Origin of the sequence: Neorhizobium sp. R1-B (assembly GCF_004368875.1) — a bacterium.
Taxonomy (GTDB): domain Bacteria; phylum Pseudomonadota; class Alphaproteobacteria; order Rhizobiales; family Rhizobiaceae; genus Neorhizobium; species Neorhizobium huautlense.
The window spans coordinates 123,342-140,243 of sequence record NZ_SOEM01000007.1 but is presented as its reverse complement, the minus strand read 5'-3'; the positions used below and the strand labels follow the sequence as shown (position 1 = coordinate 140,243).

At 60.8% G+C, this 16,902-nt stretch carries 16 protein-coding genes; 13 read left to right on the top strand and 3 right to left on the bottom strand.

Annotated elements, in window-relative coordinates; translation table 11 throughout:
* Nucleotides 1-4: 4 nt before the first annotated feature.
* The 4 genes from EDE05_RS12660 to EDE05_RS12645 all read left to right on the top strand — a co-directional run bounded on the left by EDE05_RS12660 (nucleotide 5) and on the right by EDE05_RS12645 (nucleotide 3,398).
* The gene (locus tag EDE05_RS12660) at nucleotides 5-505 is read left to right on the top strand and encodes a hypothetical protein (RefSeq protein WP_132410833.1); all 501 of its coding nucleotides are present in this window, start codon (nucleotides 5-7) and stop codon (nucleotides 503-505) included.
* The gene (locus EDE05_RS12655) at nucleotides 502-1,254 is read left to right on the top strand and encodes an SDR family oxidoreductase (RefSeq protein ID WP_132410835.1); all 753 of its coding nucleotides are present in this window, start codon (nucleotides 502-504) and stop codon (nucleotides 1,252-1,254) included. Before EDE05_RS12660 ends, EDE05_RS12655 begins: the two co-directional genes overlap by 4 nt.
* A gap of 25 nt (nucleotides 1,255-1,279) precedes the next feature.
* A complete protein-coding gene (lpdA, locus tag EDE05_RS12650) occupies nucleotides 1,280-2,686 on the top strand; it encodes a dihydrolipoyl dehydrogenase (RefSeq protein WP_132410837.1) in 1,407 nt (468 codons plus the stop codon).
* Nucleotides 2,687-2,894: 208 nt separating this feature from the next.
* Complete coding sequence (locus tag EDE05_RS12645; RefSeq protein ID WP_132410839.1) at nucleotides 2,895-3,398, top strand: cytochrome b/b6 domain-containing protein; 504 nt, start codon at nucleotides 2,895-2,897, stop codon at nucleotides 3,396-3,398.
* Here EDE05_RS12645 and EDE05_RS12640 read toward each other — a convergent pair.
* Together EDE05_RS12640 and EDE05_RS12635 are read right to left on the bottom strand one after the other, a co-directional pair.
* Nucleotides 3,382-4,455, bottom strand: a complete 1,074-nt coding sequence (locus EDE05_RS12640; RefSeq protein WP_132410841.1) for a TraB/GumN family protein — start codon at nucleotides 4,453-4,455, stop codon at nucleotides 3,382-3,384. The genes EDE05_RS12645 and EDE05_RS12640 overlap by 17 nt on opposite strands.
* Nucleotides 4,456-4,535: 80 nt before the next feature.
* On the bottom strand, nucleotides 4,536-5,471 hold the full coding sequence (locus EDE05_RS12635; protein WP_165924170.1) for a tyrosine recombinase XerC: 936 nt from the start codon (nucleotides 5,469-5,471) through the stop codon (nucleotides 4,536-4,538).
* A 141-nt stretch (nucleotides 5,472-5,612) separates the two neighbouring features.
* Between EDE05_RS12635 and EDE05_RS12630 the strand changes: the two genes are divergently transcribed.
* From EDE05_RS12630 to EDE05_RS12590, 9 genes are all read left to right on the top strand, one after another.
* Nucleotides 5,613-6,518, top strand: a complete 906-nt coding sequence (locus EDE05_RS12630; protein WP_132410845.1) for a 1-acyl-sn-glycerol-3-phosphate acyltransferase — start codon at nucleotides 5,613-5,615, stop codon at nucleotides 6,516-6,518.
* Nucleotides 6,519-6,545: 27 nt separating this feature from the next.
* Nucleotides 6,546-7,682 (top strand): AAA family ATPase, encoded by a 1,137-nt coding sequence (locus tag EDE05_RS12625; protein ID WP_132410847.1) that lies wholly within the window; start codon nucleotides 6,546-6,548, stop codon nucleotides 7,680-7,682.
* Nucleotides 7,683-7,731: 49 nt separating this feature from the next.
* Nucleotides 7,732-9,954: a primosomal protein N' gene (locus EDE05_RS12620; RefSeq protein WP_132410849.1), complete on the top strand. Its 2,223-nt coding sequence runs from the start codon at nucleotides 7,732-7,734 to the stop codon at nucleotides 9,952-9,954.
* Between the two features lie 68 nt (nucleotides 9,955-10,022).
* The gene (locus EDE05_RS12615; RefSeq protein WP_132410851.1) at nucleotides 10,023-10,406 is read left to right on the top strand and encodes a DUF4345 domain-containing protein; all 384 of its coding nucleotides are present in this window, start codon (nucleotides 10,023-10,025) and stop codon (nucleotides 10,404-10,406) included.
* A gap of 261 nt (nucleotides 10,407-10,667) precedes the next feature.
* Nucleotides 10,668-11,234 (top strand): F0F1 ATP synthase subunit delta, encoded by a 567-nt coding sequence (locus EDE05_RS12610; protein WP_132410853.1) that lies wholly within the window; start codon nucleotides 10,668-10,670, stop codon nucleotides 11,232-11,234.
* Nucleotides 11,234-12,763 (top strand): F0F1 ATP synthase subunit alpha, encoded by a 1,530-nt coding sequence (atpA, locus tag EDE05_RS12605; protein WP_105372732.1) that lies wholly within the window; start codon nucleotides 11,234-11,236, stop codon nucleotides 12,761-12,763. The genes EDE05_RS12610 and atpA overlap by 1 nt, the downstream gene beginning before the upstream one ends.
* A gap of 42 nt (nucleotides 12,764-12,805) precedes the next feature.
* A complete protein-coding gene (locus EDE05_RS12600) occupies nucleotides 12,806-13,684 on the top strand; it encodes a F0F1 ATP synthase subunit gamma (RefSeq protein ID WP_132410855.1) in 879 nt (292 codons plus the stop codon).
* Between the two features lie 23 nt (nucleotides 13,685-13,707).
* Nucleotides 13,708-15,150 (top strand): F0F1 ATP synthase subunit beta, encoded by a 1,443-nt coding sequence (atpD, locus tag EDE05_RS12595; protein ID WP_105372730.1) that lies wholly within the window; start codon nucleotides 13,708-13,710, stop codon nucleotides 15,148-15,150.
* 92 nt (nucleotides 15,151-15,242) lie between these two features.
* Nucleotides 15,243-15,650, top strand: coding sequence for a F0F1 ATP synthase subunit epsilon (locus tag EDE05_RS12590; protein WP_132410857.1), 408 nt, complete (start codon nucleotides 15,243-15,245; stop codon nucleotides 15,648-15,650).
* A 100-nt stretch (nucleotides 15,651-15,750) separates the two neighbouring features.
* Here the strand turns inward: EDE05_RS12590 and EDE05_RS12585 are convergent, their stop codons facing one another.
* Entirely contained in the window at nucleotides 15,751-16,833 is a 1,083-nt protein-coding gene (locus EDE05_RS12585) for a PAS domain-containing sensor histidine kinase (protein ID WP_132410859.1), read from the bottom strand.
* Between the last annotated feature and the right edge of the window lie 69 nt (nucleotides 16,834-16,902).

The window sequence follows — 16,902 nt, the reverse complement described above, 5'->3', positions numbered from 1 at the left end:
CGCCATGAGCCTTTGCCTGAAGACATGGCTGCTGCCTTTATGCCTGATGCCGGCCGTGGCTTCGGCCGCAGACAGATGCGCGATCGAAAAGGCGGTGTTTGTCGAGGCGGAGGCCGGAACCGTCCTCTCCTTCAAGCCCGTGGGGTCCGATGCGGCGGCGGTCAGCCATCTGTTCACCGTGACCGGCGGCAAGCTGAAGCTCGACGGCAACGTCATGTATGACGAGGACTCCGCTCGCCCCGCCGGAATGGCAATGAACAATTGCCCTCAGGGAGATGCAACGGGGGCCGAATTGAGAGCCTGCACCGTTTGGACAGGCGTGCCTTATGCTCTGAACGTCGCGAGCGGCCATATCGACATATTAGGCCCCGAGGGCAGCCAGGCGCCGGATGCCGTCCTGATGTCTGGCCTCGGACCTGCAATCCGGCATTCAGGCTTGTGGGAGAAGAGCGGCCTCAAGTCGGTTCCGTGGGATCTCTACGAATTCAAGGAATGTACAAAATGACGGAAGCGTCCGTTCTACTGGTAACCGGCGGAAGCCGCGGTATCGGCGCGGCGGTTTCGCTTCTGGCAGCAAGCCGCGGCTGGCATGTGGCGGTGAACTACACGTCCAATCAGAAGGCCGCCGAAGAAGTCGTCGCCGCCATCGAGGCGGCAGGCGGCAAGGGTGTTGCAATCAAAGCCGATGTCGGCAACGCGGCCGAGATCGTTTCGATGTTCGAGGTCGTGGATAAGCATTTCGGTCGGCTCGACGGGCTGGTGAACAATGCCGGCATTGTCGACATACCGCAGCGCATTGACGAAATGAGCGCGGAACGTGTCGAACGCATGATGCGGATCAACGTGACCGGCTCGATCCTGTGTGCCGGCGAGGCCGTGCGTCGCATGTCCACGAAGCGCGGCGGCAGGGGCGGCGCGATCGTCAACATTTCCTCCATGGCTGCCAAGCTAGGTTCGCCAGGCCAATATGTTGACTATGCCGCCTCCAAGGCTGCGATCGATACCCTGACGATCGGGCTAGCGCGCGAGGTCGCGACCGAGGGCATACGCGTCAACGCAATTCGTCCGGGCGTCATCGACACGGAGATTCATGCGTCCGGAGGCCTGCCGGACAGGGCGCGAGAAATGGCTTCCAGCATTCCCATGCAACGGCCGGGCAGGGCGGAGGAGGTGGCGGATGCCGTCCTCTATCTTCTATCGCCGACGGCTTCCTATATAACCGGCGCTATCCTCGACGTGAGCGGCGGGCGCTAACCGAATAGAGAAAAGGAAAGACACTATGGCTTATGATGTGATCGTAATCGGAAGCGGCCCGGGCGGTTATGTCTGCGCGGTCAAGGCGGCTCAGCTCGGCCTGAAGGTCGCGGTCGTCGAAAAGCGCGCCACCTATGGCGGCACCTGCCTCAATGTCGGCTGCATCCCGTCAAAGGCGCTGTTGCACGCTTCGGAGATGTTCCATCACGCCGCTCATGGCATGGACGCGCTCGGCGTCGAGGTTTCCGCTCCCAAGCTGAACCTCGAGAAGATGATGGCGCACAAGGATGCGACCGTGAAGTCCAATGTCGACGGTGTTTCTTTTCTCTTCAAGAAGAACAAGATCGACGGCTTCCAGGGCACCGGCAAAATCGTTGCGGCGGGCAAAGTCTCGGTCACCGGCGAGGACGGCAAGGTTCAGGAGATCGAGGCGAAGAATATCGTGATCGCAACGGGCTCGGACGTCGCCGGAATTCCCGGCGTCAATGTTGAGATCGATGAGAAGACTATCGTCTCCTCCACCGGCGCCATCGCACTCGACAAGGTGCCGCAGCATCTGGTGGTCGTCGGCGGCGGCGTCATCGGCATGGAGCTCGGCTCCGTCTGGTCCCGCCTCGGGGCAAAGGTCACCGTCGTGGAATATCTCGACAAGCTTCTAGGCGGAATGGACGGTGAAGTTTCCAAGCAGTTCCAGCGCATGATGGCAAAACAGGGCATGGATATCCGCACCGATGCTAAGGTCACCGGCGTCGAGAAAACCGCCAATGGCGCCAAGGTCACTTATGAACCGGTCAAGGGCGGGGAGGCCCAGACCGTCGAGGCCGACGTCGTGCTGATCTCGACGGGCCGCAAGCCCTATACGGCAGGTCTTGGCCTCGAAGAGGCGGGCGTGGCGCTCGATAATCGCGGCCGCGTCGAAATCGACGGCCATTTCAAGACCAACGTGGCTGGCATCTATGCGATCGGCGACGTGGTGAAAGGGCCGATGCTCGCACACAAGGCGGAAGACGAAGGCGTGGCGCTTGCCGAAATCCTCGCCGGGCAACACGGTCATGTGAACTACGATGTCATCCCGGGCGTCGTCTACACCCAGCCGGAAGTCGCCTCCGTCGGCAAGACAGAGGAAGAGCTAAAGGACGCAGGCGTCGCCTACAAGGTCGGCAAGTTCCCGTTCACCGCAAATGGCCGTGCACGTGCCATGCTGGCGACGGACGGCTTCGTGAAGATCCTCGCCGACAGGGAGACCGACCGGGTTCTCGGCGGCCATATCGTTGGTTTCGGGGCCGGCGAGATGATTCACGAGATTGCCGTTCTCATGGAATTCGGGGGCTCTTCCGAAGACCTCGGCCGTACCTGCCACGCACACCCGACGATGTCGGAGGCCGTGAAGGAAGCGGCGCTCGGCACCTTCTTCAAGCCGATCCATATGTAAGCGGCCAGGTTGATCGAAGGTTGAAAGAGGCGGGATGCAAGTCCCGCCTTTTCTGTTCAGGCGGAGTCTGTGTCGGCCTGCTTGGCGCCGCTTTGGCAATCATCAAATCCAGGATTAAATCTTGGACAGGATTGCTGCTTTCGCTTGAGAGTCGGGCGAAGCCTCATAGACTGGCTGCCATGTTCCCGTTTTCCGAAAGGTGGAGACAATGGCAACCTCCTTCTCACTTCCGCAGCGCATCCTGCATTGGCTGATGGCCGGACTGATCCTTTTCAACCTGCTCTTCGCCGAGGCGATGGAGACCTGGGGTCGAGCCTTCTTCGGCGGGCAGACGCCGACGCCCGAGCAGGTGAATGCCGCCAATATCCATGCCTATGTGGGCATCGCGGTGCTGGTACTGGCCCTTGTCCGGCTCTGTCTTCGCTTCATCCAGGGCGCTCCGCCGGAACCGAAGGAAGAGCCGCCCTTGCTGCGCATGGTCGCGAAGATCAGCCACTGGGCCTTTTATGCGCTGTTCTTCGTGATGCCGTTTGCCGGTATCGGCGCCTATTATTTCGGAAACAAGACCGCAGCCTTGGCCCATGCCGGGCCGATGAAACTCTTCATGTGGGGGCTCATCCTCGCCCATATCGGCGGCGCGCTTGTGCACCAGTTCTACTGGAAGACGGATGTGATGAGGCGGATGACCCGCGGCGTTAGTTCGCCGCTGTAACCGTGAAGCCCTGCTTGCGCAGCAATTCGATCAGGCCTTCTTCGCCAGGCAGGTGAAGAGCGCCGACGGCAACGAAGGCGGCGCCCTCTGCAAGTATCGGGGCGGCGCGCTCTGCCATCAGATGGTTGCGCTTGGTCACGACGATCTTCTCGAATTCAGCATATCCTGCTTCGTCGCTGCCATCGGGTGCGACTGCCTTCAGCAGCGGCATCGTGATGCCGATATCTCCGGCAAGATAAAGTTCCGTCATCGTTTCAAAGACGTCATCCATTTTTGGCCCGAGCCGTATGGTCTCAACCAGGGATTTCAAGTGAAACTCGATCGGGATAGCCGCCATCGCCGACAGCTGCTCTGCGAAGGTTTCCAATCCTTTCACGGACTTTCCGGCCGCCATGGCATCACGGGCGATCTGCTTGTCGAGGAAATCGGGATTTTTGGCCTTCCGCGCCATTTCGCAGGCAGGCAGGGAGACGAAGGACATCAGCATCCACGGTTTCATGCGTGAAACGGCAGCCAGCGGAATACCGCGCTTCTTCAACCCGGCTTCAAGAAGCGTGATCTCCTCTTTCGGCAACAGTTTTTCGATCGAGCTGCCGTCCGTGAACATGGTGAGTTCGGGCTTGGTGAGAATGCCAGCCATTGCCTTCTTCTCGTCCAGCACCTCGTCCGATTCGATGACGACGGTCTTGCTGGCAGCTTGAGCTCTCACCGCAGCCGGCGACATGGCGAGCACGCGGGGGTCGGAGACGTGCATGGTCCCAAGCAGGTAGGAAGGCGCAACGCCGTCCTTCTCGATCTTCCACAACACGCCCTTGCCATTGGGAACCTTGGCACCTTCGGCTACGACCTGCTCGTAACGGGAGGGATTTTCGACCTTCATCTCCTCAAGGAGGTTCGTCCCACCGCAACCCGTCACGTCTGCGCGGGCCGGAGACAACGCGCCGAGAATGAGAAGGAAAGACGCAAGCGCGATCACGTGGACACTGGCGATCAGCCAAAGCGTCAGGCTTTGAGCGCGCTGGAAAAAAGCGCCGGCGGTGGGATAGGCGGGGGTCATCATGTCATCCGTCTGAGAGGCAGCGGCATCTTACCCGTGGCGACTGCACAAGCGCTTAACGCCGGTGGTTAAAACTTGGTTCATGCGCGGGGATGGGCGCGGTCGTAGACCTCAAGCAGCCGCGATGAATCCACGCCCGTATAGACCTGGGTGGTGGATAGGCTGGCATGGCCGAGCAGCTCCTGGATCGTGCGGAGATCGCCGCCGCCGGCCAGCAGATGTGTGGCGAAGGAATGCCTCAGGGCATGCGGTGTTGCCGTCTCCTGCAGACCGAGGGCGCTTCTCAGCTTCTGCATCTCGCGCTGGATGATGGCTGGCTGCAGCGGCCCTCCGCGGGCACCCCGGAACAACGGCTCATCGGCGGCGAGATGATACGGACAGAGTTTCCTATAGGTGGCGACAGCTTCGAACACGACCGGAAGAAGGGGCACGATGCGGGTCTTGCCTCCCTTGCCCGTGATGCGCAGGGTTGTCGATTCCGGTGTCAGGTCCGTGGGCTGCAGCCCTAGCGCCTCCGAAATGCGCAGACCGCAGCCATAAAGGAGAGCAAGGACTGCCGCGTCCCGTGCGGCAATCCACGGCTCTCCCTGCAATTGTGCGTCTATCTTGACCAGGTCGAGGGCCTGGCGATCCGTCAGTGGCTTGGGAAGCGATTTCGGCTGCTTCGGCGCACGGATGGCGCCTGCGGCGGCTGCATTTACCAATCCCTTGCGCTCCAGATAGCGCAGAAACGAGCGCAGTCCGGCCAGATGGCGCCCGAGCGAGCGGGCGCCAGAACCCTCGCGACGGCGTGCAGCCAGGAAGGCTCGCAGATCCGCCGGACGCAGCGAATGGATGTCGGAAAGTTTGACGGGGCCGCCCATATGACCTGTCAGGAACGTCAGAAATTGACGCGTGTCCCGCTCATAGGCATCGAGGGTGTTGCTCGACAAACGACGCTCGCTGGCGAGGCTCTCGAGCCATGCGCGGCGCTTTTCCATCAGATCGGGTGCGGCAATAATCAGCAGTTCATTCAATCTACGGCCTGTTGAATTCCGGGAAAGGACGCCCCAGATTGCTACCGACGGCGTTACGGAATTCCTAATCATTGGTAACTATGTCATCGTTCGATCACACGGGGCTGCGATATACCGCAGGTCCTGTCTGCGGGAGTTTCTATGGCGCGCCGTGATTCCATGACAACTTTTGGACAATTCGCGGAAACACTCGCTCTCGTTTCTCAAGGCAGACCCGGTCACATCGTCGACACGCTGATTTCCGAGCGGGGCCAGCGCATCGTCCACAATCCGCTCTGGCCGGTCATGCGGCCCTTTCTCTACACGCTTCTGCGCTACGGTAGAGCAATCGAATTTGCCAACGACATCTCGAACCTCAACGGCTTTCAGTGCTTCGAATACATGAGCGATCTCCTGAAGCTCGATGTCCGGGTACAAAATGCAGAACGTATTCCTGAAAAAGGCGGCTTCATTCTCGTCAGCAATCATCCGACCGGCATTGCCGACGGTGTTGCCGTCTTCGACCTCCTGAAGTCGCGCCGGCCGGACATGATGGTGTTCGCCAACCGTGACGCCGTGCGGGTCAATCCTCGTTTTGCCGAGATGATCATCCCGGTGGAATGGCGGGAAGAGTACAAGAGCAAGCTGAAGACCCGCGAGACCCTGGTTCTGACCAACAAGACGGTGGAAGACGGCAAGGCCATGGTGCTCTTTCCCTCCGGGCGCATCGCCTATTGGGCGGAAGGCAAGCTGAACGAGCGGCCATGGAAGACGTCTGCCGTCGGGCTGGCGCGCAAGTACAATCTGCCGATCCTGCCGATCCACATGCGGGCGCGCAATTCGGGCCTGTTTTACTGGTTTGCCAAATGGTCGACCGAACTTCGCGACATGACAGTGTTCTACGAGCTCCTGAACAAGAAGGGTAATCGCTTCGACTTTACGGTCGGCCAGATGATCCCGCCCGAGGAGCTGGAGGGCGATGTCGTCGATGTGACCAGGGCGCTCGAACATCACACGGTCTTTGATCTGGCAGCCGATCAGGACGCGAAATTCGTTCAGCGCTTTTGATCCGACAGGCATTCGCGGGAAATCGTCATGCTGCTCCGCTCGATGTTCGCCGCCAACTACCGATCGCTTCGGTCGATCCGCATGGATCTGGCCGGCGTCAATTTGTTCATCGGCGAGAACGGGGTCGGAAAATCCAATCTTTATCGCGCGCTGCAGCTCGTGCAGGCGGCTGTTCGCGGCAATCTCGCCTACGAGATCGCCGCCGAAGGCGGCATGGCGTCGGCGCTCTGGTCGGGACCGAGGCGGGATGAGAAGAATTTTCGCATAAAGCTTGAGGTCGAGGTGCTGGACGAGGAGCGGGCGGCAACCTTCCGATACCGGGTGGAGGCAGGACTTCGCCCTCCGGTTGCCGCGGCTGGCTTTGCTTTCGAACCGCAGATCAAGGCGGAAGAGCTTTCGGTGGAAACCGGCTCGCGCCCGGTGACGATGGTGAAGCGGGCGGGGCCAGGCATCATGGTACGCGGCGAGCATGGCCGGATGCAGGAATATCCGGAACAGGCCATGACTTCGGAAACGGCGATCGCCCTGCTTGGGGATGCTGGGCATTATCCGGAAGTCGGCGCCTTCCGCCAACTTGTCGACGGCTGGCGGTTCTTCCACGGGTTTCGGACCGACCGCGATTCACCCTTGCGGCGGCCCTGTCTCGCGGTGACGTCGCCGCTCCTTGATCAGGATGGTGGCAATCTGGCGGCCGTCTTCGCGACGCTTGTGCATACACGCGGAGACACCGTGGATCTGGATCGGGCAATTGCGGCGGCCTTCGGAGGGGCAAAGCTTCATGTGCCGCAGCCGGGAGAATATGCGGAATTCGGACTGGTTTTTCCCGATTTTCCAAAACGGCTTTTTCAGCCGCGAGAGCTTTCCGACGGGCAGATCCGCTTCCTTGGGCTTGCCGCAGCGCTGATGTCCTATCGACAGCCGCCCCTAATTGCACTCAACGAGCCTGAGGGAAGCCTGCATCCCGACATGCTGCCGCCGCTCGCCGACATGATCGCAGAAGCCGCACGCTCAAGCCAGATCTGGATCGTCACCCATTCCGAACCGCTCGCTTCGGCGGTGGAGGAGCGTTGTGGCGTCCGTCCGAAGCGCGTCATCCGCAAAGATGGGGCAACCTGGATCGAGGGGATGCGGCTGACGGGCTTCATAGAGGACGATGAGAGCTGATCCTCTTTAGGGTTCACTTTTGTTCCGCGTTTGGGCATGGTCGCCGCCAATGGGCATAGATTCGTCCGATCTTTTTGGTTCGTTATTGGAGGCGCCTGCGCCAAGAAGCGTGGTACCGGTCCTGGTGCCGCTGCCGGTGCCGGGTGCCTATAGCTATGCTGTGCCGGATGGCATGCATGTGGAGCCTGGTTCTGTGGTTCAGGTGCCGGTCGGGCCTCGGCAACTGATCGGCGTCGTCTGGGATGGCGAGAACGACGAGAAGCTCGATCCCAAAAAGCTACGCCCCATCACGCTGGTCTTCGATTGCCCGCCGCTTTCCAAGGAGATGCGGGATTTTGTCGATTGGGTGGCAAGTTATACCCTCTCTCCGCCCGGCCTTGTGGCGCGCATGGCGATCCGGGCACCTGCCGCGCTCGACCCGGAGCCGATGGTGGAGGGACTGCGTTATATAGGCGGCCAGCCGGAACGTATTACACCGGCGCGTGCCCGGGTGCTCGATCTGATCCGTGAAGAAAGCCTACCGTGGACTCGCAGCGGCCTTGCGCATGCGGCGGGCGTTTCGCTAAGCGTTGTCGACGGACTGACGGGGCAGGGCATATTCGAGACGATTTTCCTGCCGCCGCCGCCAGTGGTGGCGAAGCCCGATCCGGATTATGTCGCGCCGCGCATCGAAGGGCCACAGAAAGACGCGGCGGAGGAAATCGTCGGCTTCATTCGCTCAGGCGGGTTCTCCCCCTCTCTCATCGATGGCGTTACCGGTTCGGGCAAGACGGAAGTCTATTTCGAAGCGATCGCGGAAACTTTGAGACGGGGAAAACAGGTACTGATCCTGCTGCCTGAAATTGCCCTGACCTCGAGTTTCCTCGAGCGGTTCCAGGAGCGTTTCGGCGCCAAGCCCGGCGAATGGCATTCCGATCTTTCACCCCGGATCCGTGAAAAGGTCTGGCGGGGCGTGGTGACCGGCGAGGTGAGGGTTGTCGCAGGCGCCCGATCCGCGCTCTTCCTGCCTTTCGAGGAACTCGGCCTGATCATCGTCGATGAAGAACACGACCCCGCCTACAAGCAGGAGGACCGGGTTTTCTACAATGCCCGCGACATGGCGGTGGTGCGCGCGCGGATCGGTGACTTCCCGATCGTCCTGGTCTCGGCGACGCCTTCGGTTGAAAGCCAGGTTAATGGTCTCGCCGGCCGCTACAATACGGTGCACCTGCCGACCCGCTTCGGCGATGCGGCGATGCCGGACCTGCACCTGGTCGATATGCGGCGGCATCCTCCGGAGCGCGGCGGCTTTCTCTCGCCGGTGCTTCTTCGGGCGATGGCCAAAACGATCGAGAAGGGCGAGCAGTCGCTGCTCTTCCTCAACCGTCGCGGTTACGCTCCGCTGACGCTTTGCCGCGTCTGCGGCCATCGGTTCCAGTGCCCGCAATGTTCGAGTTGGCTGGTAGAGCATCGGTTCAAGAGGCAGATCCAGTGCCATCAGTGCGGTTATTCCGAGCCCACTCCCGAAGCCTGCCCTGAATGCGGAACGTTGGATCATCTGGTCGCCTGCGGTCCGGGTGTCGAGCGCATCGCCGAGGAAGTGGAAAAACACTTTCCGAATGCGCGCACGATCGTCATGTCGTCGGATCTGCTCGGCGGCGTCAAACGCATGCGGCTGGAGCTCGAAGCCATCGCCAAGGGCGAGGCGGATATCGTCATCGGCACCCAGCTCGTCGCCAAGGGGCATAATTTCCCGCTGATGACGCTGGTGGGCATCGTCGATTCCGATCTCGGACTGTCGAACGGAGATCCCCGCGCGGCGGAGCGCACCTTCCAGCTTCTTTCCCAGGTCACAGGCCGTGCTGGACGAACAGGCCGGAAGAGCCATGGTCTCCTGCAGACCTTCCAGCCCCAGCATCCGGTGATGCAGGCGATCGTGTCCGGCGACGCGGGGGCCTTTTACGAACGCGAGATCGCCGAACGGGAAAGGGCAATCCTGCCACCGTTCGGCCGGCTCGCTTCGCTCATCGTTTCCGCCGACAACCGGGCTGATGCCGAAAACCACGCCCGTGGCTTGCGGGCGGCCGCGCCGAGGGTAACGGGGATATCCGTGCTCGGGCCTGCGGAAGCGCCGCTTGCGCTGGTGCGGGGCCGGCATCGGTTTCGGCTGCTCGTCCATGGCCGGCGCAATTCCGACATGCAGGCGTTTCTCAAGGCAATGCTGACGAATGGCCCGAAGCAACGCGGCTCGGTCCAGATCCAACTCGATGTCGATCCTCAGAGTTTCCTTTAGTCGCCCATTTTTGCGACTTGTTTACCGCTTGCGCTAGAATCGGCCGAATCGAACACAGCGAGGATCGAATGGAACTTTATTTCCCAGCCGAGCTCGGCGAGCAGCTGGCTTTCGCCGGCGCCGCGGCGACAGCAGTTCTTGGTCTCCTTCTCCTGCTTTTTCCGGGTCCGGTTTTGCGGCTCATGGCCTTTCAGATCGGCGAGGTGCGGCCGGAGGGTTACGCGGCGGTTCGGGCGGTTGGCGCCCATCACCTCGGTCTCGGCCTTACGGCCATCATGCTGGCCCAGGACTGGATCTACATGACGCTTGGCATAGCCCTCGCATTCGCAGCTGCCGGACGCGTCGTCTCATGTGTCTTCGACCGAGCCTTCACCCCCAGAAATATAGCGATTTTCCTACTTCAGGTTGTGATTTCGGCAGGCCCGCTCGCCTATGTCTTCGGCTATATTTGACGCTCGAATTCGACGCTTTGAACGAAAAGCTCTGAAAATCCTTCCCGTTCCCGGATAAATTCCGGCCCAAGCCCTTGCGTCGCGGGCTTTTTCCTCTATCAGGCGTGTTGCGAGTCCCTACATCCTATGCTAGACGGACCGCGAAAGTCGGAAAGGGTAGAGCGGAAGCTCTGCAGGTTCTGAGAAATAATCAAACGATTTCAAGGTCTTGCTGCACCTCTCCCACAGGGTCTGGCGCTTGGATGGCAATACAGGGAAACTGTGCCCGTGGCTGACACGTCCCAGCTTATTTCCGGTGTAGCGGAGCGTTACGCTTCCTCGCTTTTCGAACTGGCTCTCGAGTCCGGTTCGGTCGACAAGGTCGCCGCCGATCTTGATCGTTTTCAGGCGTTGCTGGATGAAAGCGAAGATCTGCGACGTCTGGTCGCAAGCCCGGTCTTTTCCGCCGACGAGCAGCGCAATGCCGTTTCCGCCGTTGCGGACAGGGCTGGCATCACCGGCCTCGTCGGCAATTTCCTGAAAGTGGTCGCCGGCAACCGTCGTCTCTTTGCTTTGCCAGGCATGATCCGTGGCTATCGCGAAATCGCAGCCGCTCATCGCGGCGAGGTTACAGCCGAAGTTACTTCGGCACATGCGCTTTCCGCAGCGCAGGAAACTGAGCTCAAGTCGGCGCTGAAGGGCGTCACCGGCAAGGACGTGGCAATCGCCGTGACGATCGATCCGTCGATCCTCGGCGGCCTCATCGTCAAGGTCGGTTCTCGTCAGATCGACACCTCCCTTCGCACCAAACTTTCCACCCTTAAGCTTGCACTGAAAGAGGTTGGCTGATGGATATCCGCGCCGCGGAAATTTCCGCAATTCTGAAAGATCAAATCAAGAACTTCGGCCAAGAGGCAGAGGTTTCCGAAGTCGGCCAGGTTCTGTCCGTCGGTGACGGCATCGCTCGCGTTTATGGACTGGACAATGTTCAGGCCGGTGAAATGGTCGAGTTTCCCGGCGGCGTTCGCGGCATGGCGCTCAACCTCGAAGCCGACAACGTCGGCGTCGTCATCTTCGGCTCCGACCGCGAGATCAAGGAAGGCGATACCGTCAAGCGGACTGGTGCCATCGTGGACGTTCCGGTTGGTCCGGAACTGCTCGGCCGCGTTGTCGACGCGCTCGGCAACCCGATCGACGGCAAGGGTCCGATCAACGCGAGCCGCCGCTCGCGCGTCGACGTGAAGGCTCCGGGCATCATTCCGCGCAAGTCGGTTCATGAGCCGATGTCGACCGGTCTCAAGGCCATCGATGCGCTCATCCCGGTCGGCCGCGGCCAGCGCGAGCTCGTCATCGGCGACCGCCAGACCGGCAAGACTGCCATCATTCTCGACACCTTCCTGAACCAGAAGCCGATCCACGACAACGGCCCGGACAACGACAAGCTTTATTGCGTTTATGTCGCTATCGGTCAGAAGCGTTCGACTGTTGCGCAGTTCGTCAAGGTTCTCGAAGAGCGTGGCGCGCTGCAGTATTCGATCATCGTTGCCGCTACCGCTTCCGACCCGGCTCCGATGCAGTATCTCGCGCCGTTCGCCGGCTGCGCGATGGGTGAATACTTCCGTGACAACGGCCAGCACGCGCTGATCGCTTACGACGACCTTTCCAAGCAGGCCGTTGCCTACCGTCAGATGTCGCTGTTGCTTCGCCGTCCGCCGGGCCGCGAAGCCTATCCGGGCGACGTTTTCTATCTGCATTCGCGTCTCTTGGAGCGTGCTGCAAAGCTCAACGACGATCGCGGCGCCGGCTCGCTGACCGCTCTGCCGGTCATCGAAACCCAGGGCAACGACGTTTCGGCCTTCATTCCGACCAACGTGATCTCGATCACCGACGGCCAGATCTTCCTCGAAACCGACCTGTTCTACCAGGGCATCCGTCCCGCCGTTAACGTCGGTCTGTCGGTTTCTCGCGTCGGTTCCGCCGCGCAGGTGAAAGCGATGAAGCAGGTTGCCGGCTCGATCAAGGGCGAACTCGCCCAGTATCGCGAAATGGCGGCGTTTGCTCAGTTCGGCTCCGACCTCGATGCATCGACGCAGCGTCTGCTCAACCGCGGTGCGCGCCTGACCGAGCTCCTGAAGCAGCCGCAGTTCTCGCCGCTGAAGACGGAAGAGCAGGTTGCGGTGATCTTTGCGGGCGTCAACGGCTATCTCGACAAGATCGCCGTCAGCGATGTCGGCAAGTTCGAGCAGGGTCTGCTTTCCTACCTGCGTTCCGAAGGCAAGGCGATCCTCGATACCATCCGTAGCGAGAAGCAGTTGTCGGACGACACCCGCGCGAAGCTCAAGTCTGCTCTCGACAGCTACTCGAAGTCTTTCGCCTGAGAACGGATCAAGTCCAACTAACCCGCAGGGGACCGATAACGGATGCCTTCACTTAAGGATCTGAAAAACCGGATCGCCTCCGTCAAGGCGACGCAGAAGATCACCAAGGCGATGAAGATGGTCGCCGCGGCGAAGCTGCGCCGTGCGCAGGAGGCGGCCGAGGCTGCCCGTCCTTACGCGGAGCGGATGAACAAGGTATTGGCCAGCCTTTCGGCTGCCAACGCCGGCAATGCCGAAGCGCCGCTTCTGCTTTCGGGCACGGGCAGGGATCAGGTTCACCTCCTGATCGTCGCAACCGGCGAGCGTGGTCTGGCGGGGGGCTTCAATTCCTCGATCATTCGCCTTGCCCGCGACCATGCGCAGAGACTGCTTGCACAGGGCAAGACGGTGAAGATCCTGACGGTCGGCCGCAAGGGCAACGATGTCCTGCGCCGCAGCTTCAAGGAAAACATCGTCCACTACATCACCTTCCGCGAAGTCAAGCAGCTTGGTTTCGTGCAGGCGGATGAGGTGGCGCACAAGGTCCTGGAACTGTTCAACGCGGGCGAGTTCGACGTTGCGACGCTGTTCTTCGCGCGCTTCCAGTCGGTGATCTCGCAGATTGCCACGGCACAGCAGATTATTCCGGCGAAGTTCGAAGCGGGCGAGGCGGCGAACGCCTCTTCGGCGCTTTACGAATACGAGCCGAGCGAACAGGAAATCCTCGAAGACCTGCTGCCGAGGAACGTCGCGGTGCAGATCTTCCGGGCGCTGCTCGAAAACAACGCTTCCTTCTATGGCGCGCAGATGTCCGCGATGGATAACGCCACGCGCAATGCCGGTGAGATGATCAACAAGCTGACGCTTTCCTACAACCGTCAGCGTCAGGCGCAGATCACCAAGGAACTCATTGAAATCATCTCGGGCGCGGAAGCGCTCTGACGTAAAGAAAGAGGGTAAGAATCATGGCTATTGCAGCTACCCTGGATACGGGCTCGTCCCTCGGCAAGGTGACGCAGGTTATCGGCGCCGTCGTCGACGTCGCATTCGACGGCGAACTGCCGGCGATCCTGAACGCGCTTGAGACCGACAACAACGGCAACCGCCTCGTTCTGGAAGTCGCTCAGCACCTCGGCGAAAACTCCGTCCGCACCATCGCGATGGACTCGACGGAAGGCCTCGTGCGCGGCCAGCAGGTGGTCAATACCGGTGCTCCGATCTCGGTTCCGGTCGGCGATCAGACCCTCGGCCGCATCATGAACGTCATTGGCGAGCCGGTCGATGAAGCAGGTCCGCTCGATACCGGCGTGCGCCGCGCCATCCACCAGGATGCTCCGGCCTATGTCGAGCAGTCCACGGAAGCGCAGATCCTCGTTACCGGCATCAAGGTCGTCGACCTTCTCGCGCCTTACGCAAAGGGCGGCAAGATCGGCCTCTTCGGCGGTGCAGGCGTCGGCAAGACGGTTCTCATCATGGAACTCATCAACAACGTCGCGAAGGCACACGGCGGTTACTCCGTGTTCGCAGGCGTCGGTGAGCGTACCCGCGAAGGGAACGACCTCTACCACGAAATGATCGAATCGGGCGTCAACAAGCATGGCGGCGGTGAAGGCTCCAAGGCCGCTCTCGTTTACGGCCAGATGAACGAGCCGCCGGGTGCCCGCGCCCGCGTTGCTCTGACGGGTCTGACGATCGCCGAAGACTTCCGCGACAAGGGCCAGGACGTTCTGTTCTTCGTCGACAACATCTTCCGCTTCACCCAGGCAGGTTCGGAAGTGTCGGCTCTGCTGGGTCGTATTCCGTCGGCCGTCGGTTATCAGCCGACGCTCGCGACCGACATGGGCCAGATGCAGGAACGCATTACCACCACGACCAAGGGTTCGATCACCTCGGTTCAGGCCATCTATGTTCCGGCCGACGACTTGACCGATCCGGCTCCGGCAACCTCCTTCGCCCACTTGGACGCAACGACGGTTCTGTCACGCTCGATCGCCGAAAAGGGCATCTATCCGGCCGTCGACCCGCTCGACTCCACCTCGCGCATGCTCGACCCGATGGTTGTCGGCGAAGAGCATTACGAAGTTGCCCGTAAGGTTCAAACGACGCTGCAGCGCTACAAGTCGCTTCAGGACATCATCGCCATCCTCGGCATGGACGAACTGTCGGAAGAAGACAAGCTGACGGTTGCCCGCGCCCGCAAGATCGAGCGCTTCCTGTCGCAGCCGTTCTTCGTCGCCGAAGTCTTCACCGGTTCTCCGGGCAAGCTGGTTGCGCTCGAGGATACGATCAAGGGCTTCAAGGGCCTCGTCAACGGCGAATACGACCACCTGCCGGAAGCTGCCTTCTACATGGTCGGCTCGATCGAAGAAGCGATCGAGAAGGCCAAGAAGCTGGCCGAAGCCGCTTAATTGGCAAACGACGGCGCGCGGGAATTTTCCGGCGCGCCATTTCCGCATAAGACACGCAAGCTCGCGTAAGAAATTCGAGGAAGTGGACCTTCATGGCCGACGCTTTCAATTTTGAACTGGTTTCGCCTGAGCGCCTGCTCGTCTCCGAAAAGGCCACGGAAGTGGTGATACCGGCGACGCTCGGCGAAATGACGGTGCTTGCCAATCACGCGCCGACGATGACGACCATCAAGCCCGGCATCGTTTCCGTGAAGCTCGCTTCCGGCCAGATCAACAAATACGTCGTGTTCGGCGGCTTTGCGGATATTCTTCCGACGAGCTGCACGCTGCTCGCGGAGTCGGCGGTTCCGGCGAGCGAAGTGACCCGCGACACGCTGCAAAAGCGGATCGAGGCCACGCAAGCCGAAATCAATAAGGCGCAGAGCGACGAGCACAAGACCAAGCTGGAACAGTTCCTGGCGGAGCTGACGCATCTGAACGGCATTGTCGTTCCGGCCTGACGAGCGGATTCTCCGAACAAGATCAAGGCGGCTCGGAAGGGCCGCCTTTTCTTTTTCCGTTAGGTTTAAGTAGCGATTTCAAGGGAGCGGCCGGAGTTCGCTACCCATCCAGCTGCCGCGCGTCGGCCAGGATCTCATAGCGCAGGCCGGCGGGATCATAAGCCAGTTGCGCCGTGCCCCCGAAATCGCTGGGCAGGACCCGTTCGATCAACAGCGTACCAAAACCCTTCCTCAATGGTGCCGAGACGGGAGGCCCACCGCTTTCGACCCAGGCAAAGCGGAAGCGGCGCTCGCCTGAACTGCCGAACATGCCCCACCTGATATGCACCTTTCCGCCAGCCTGGCGGAGTGCCCCGTATTTGATCGAGTTGGTGACGAGTTCATTGACTCCGAGAGCCAGAGACAGAGCCTGCTTTTCCGAAAGCCGGAGCGGAGGGCCCTCGATCACGAATTGCTCCGCGGCGGCGTCATGGGGTGAAAGAGCCCCGGCAATGACGTCGCCAATGTCCGCATCGATGCGGCCTTTGCCGGCCAGAACGTCATGTGTGTTTGCAAGAGCGGTAAGCCGCTGCAGCAAGACCTCCTTGACCCCCTCGGCCAAGGGGACGTTGCGCAGGGTCTGATTGGCTATGGAAGTCACGATCGCCAACGTATTCTTGATCCGGTGCCGAAGTTCCGCATTGATGAGGCGAGCCTGTTGTTCCGCCTGCACCTTCGAGGTCGTTTCGATCACCGTGTCCAGCATGCCTGCGATCTGGCCCTGATCGTCCCGAAGCGGGCTGTAGCAAAAGGTGAAATAGGCTTGCTCCGGGTAACCGAAGCGTTCGATCTCCAACGGAAAATCCTCGATGAATGTTGCTTCGCCCTTATAGGCGCGTGCCGCGATATCACCGATCTCGTCCCACGCTTCCTGCCAGACTTCGGAGAACGGGCGCCCCATGGCTTCCGGCTTGTTGCCGAGGATAGGCTTGAAGGCATCGTTGTAGATGGTGGTGAGGTCCGGCCCCCAGACGACTGCGGCCGGAAAGCGGGAATTAAGGATCGTCGAAACGGCTGTCCTGAGCGCTACAGGCCAGCCTTCAGCCGGGCCAAGCGAGGTCGCTGACCAGTCAATCTCCCGAATGACCTTGCCGACCTCGCCGCCGCCTTGAAGAAAGTAAAGAGGGTCGAATTCAGGCGCCATCGATACCGTCACACCGGCCTTTCGTTTTTCCATAAACCTTGGACGGTGACGCTGTTTGACAAGGCCTCG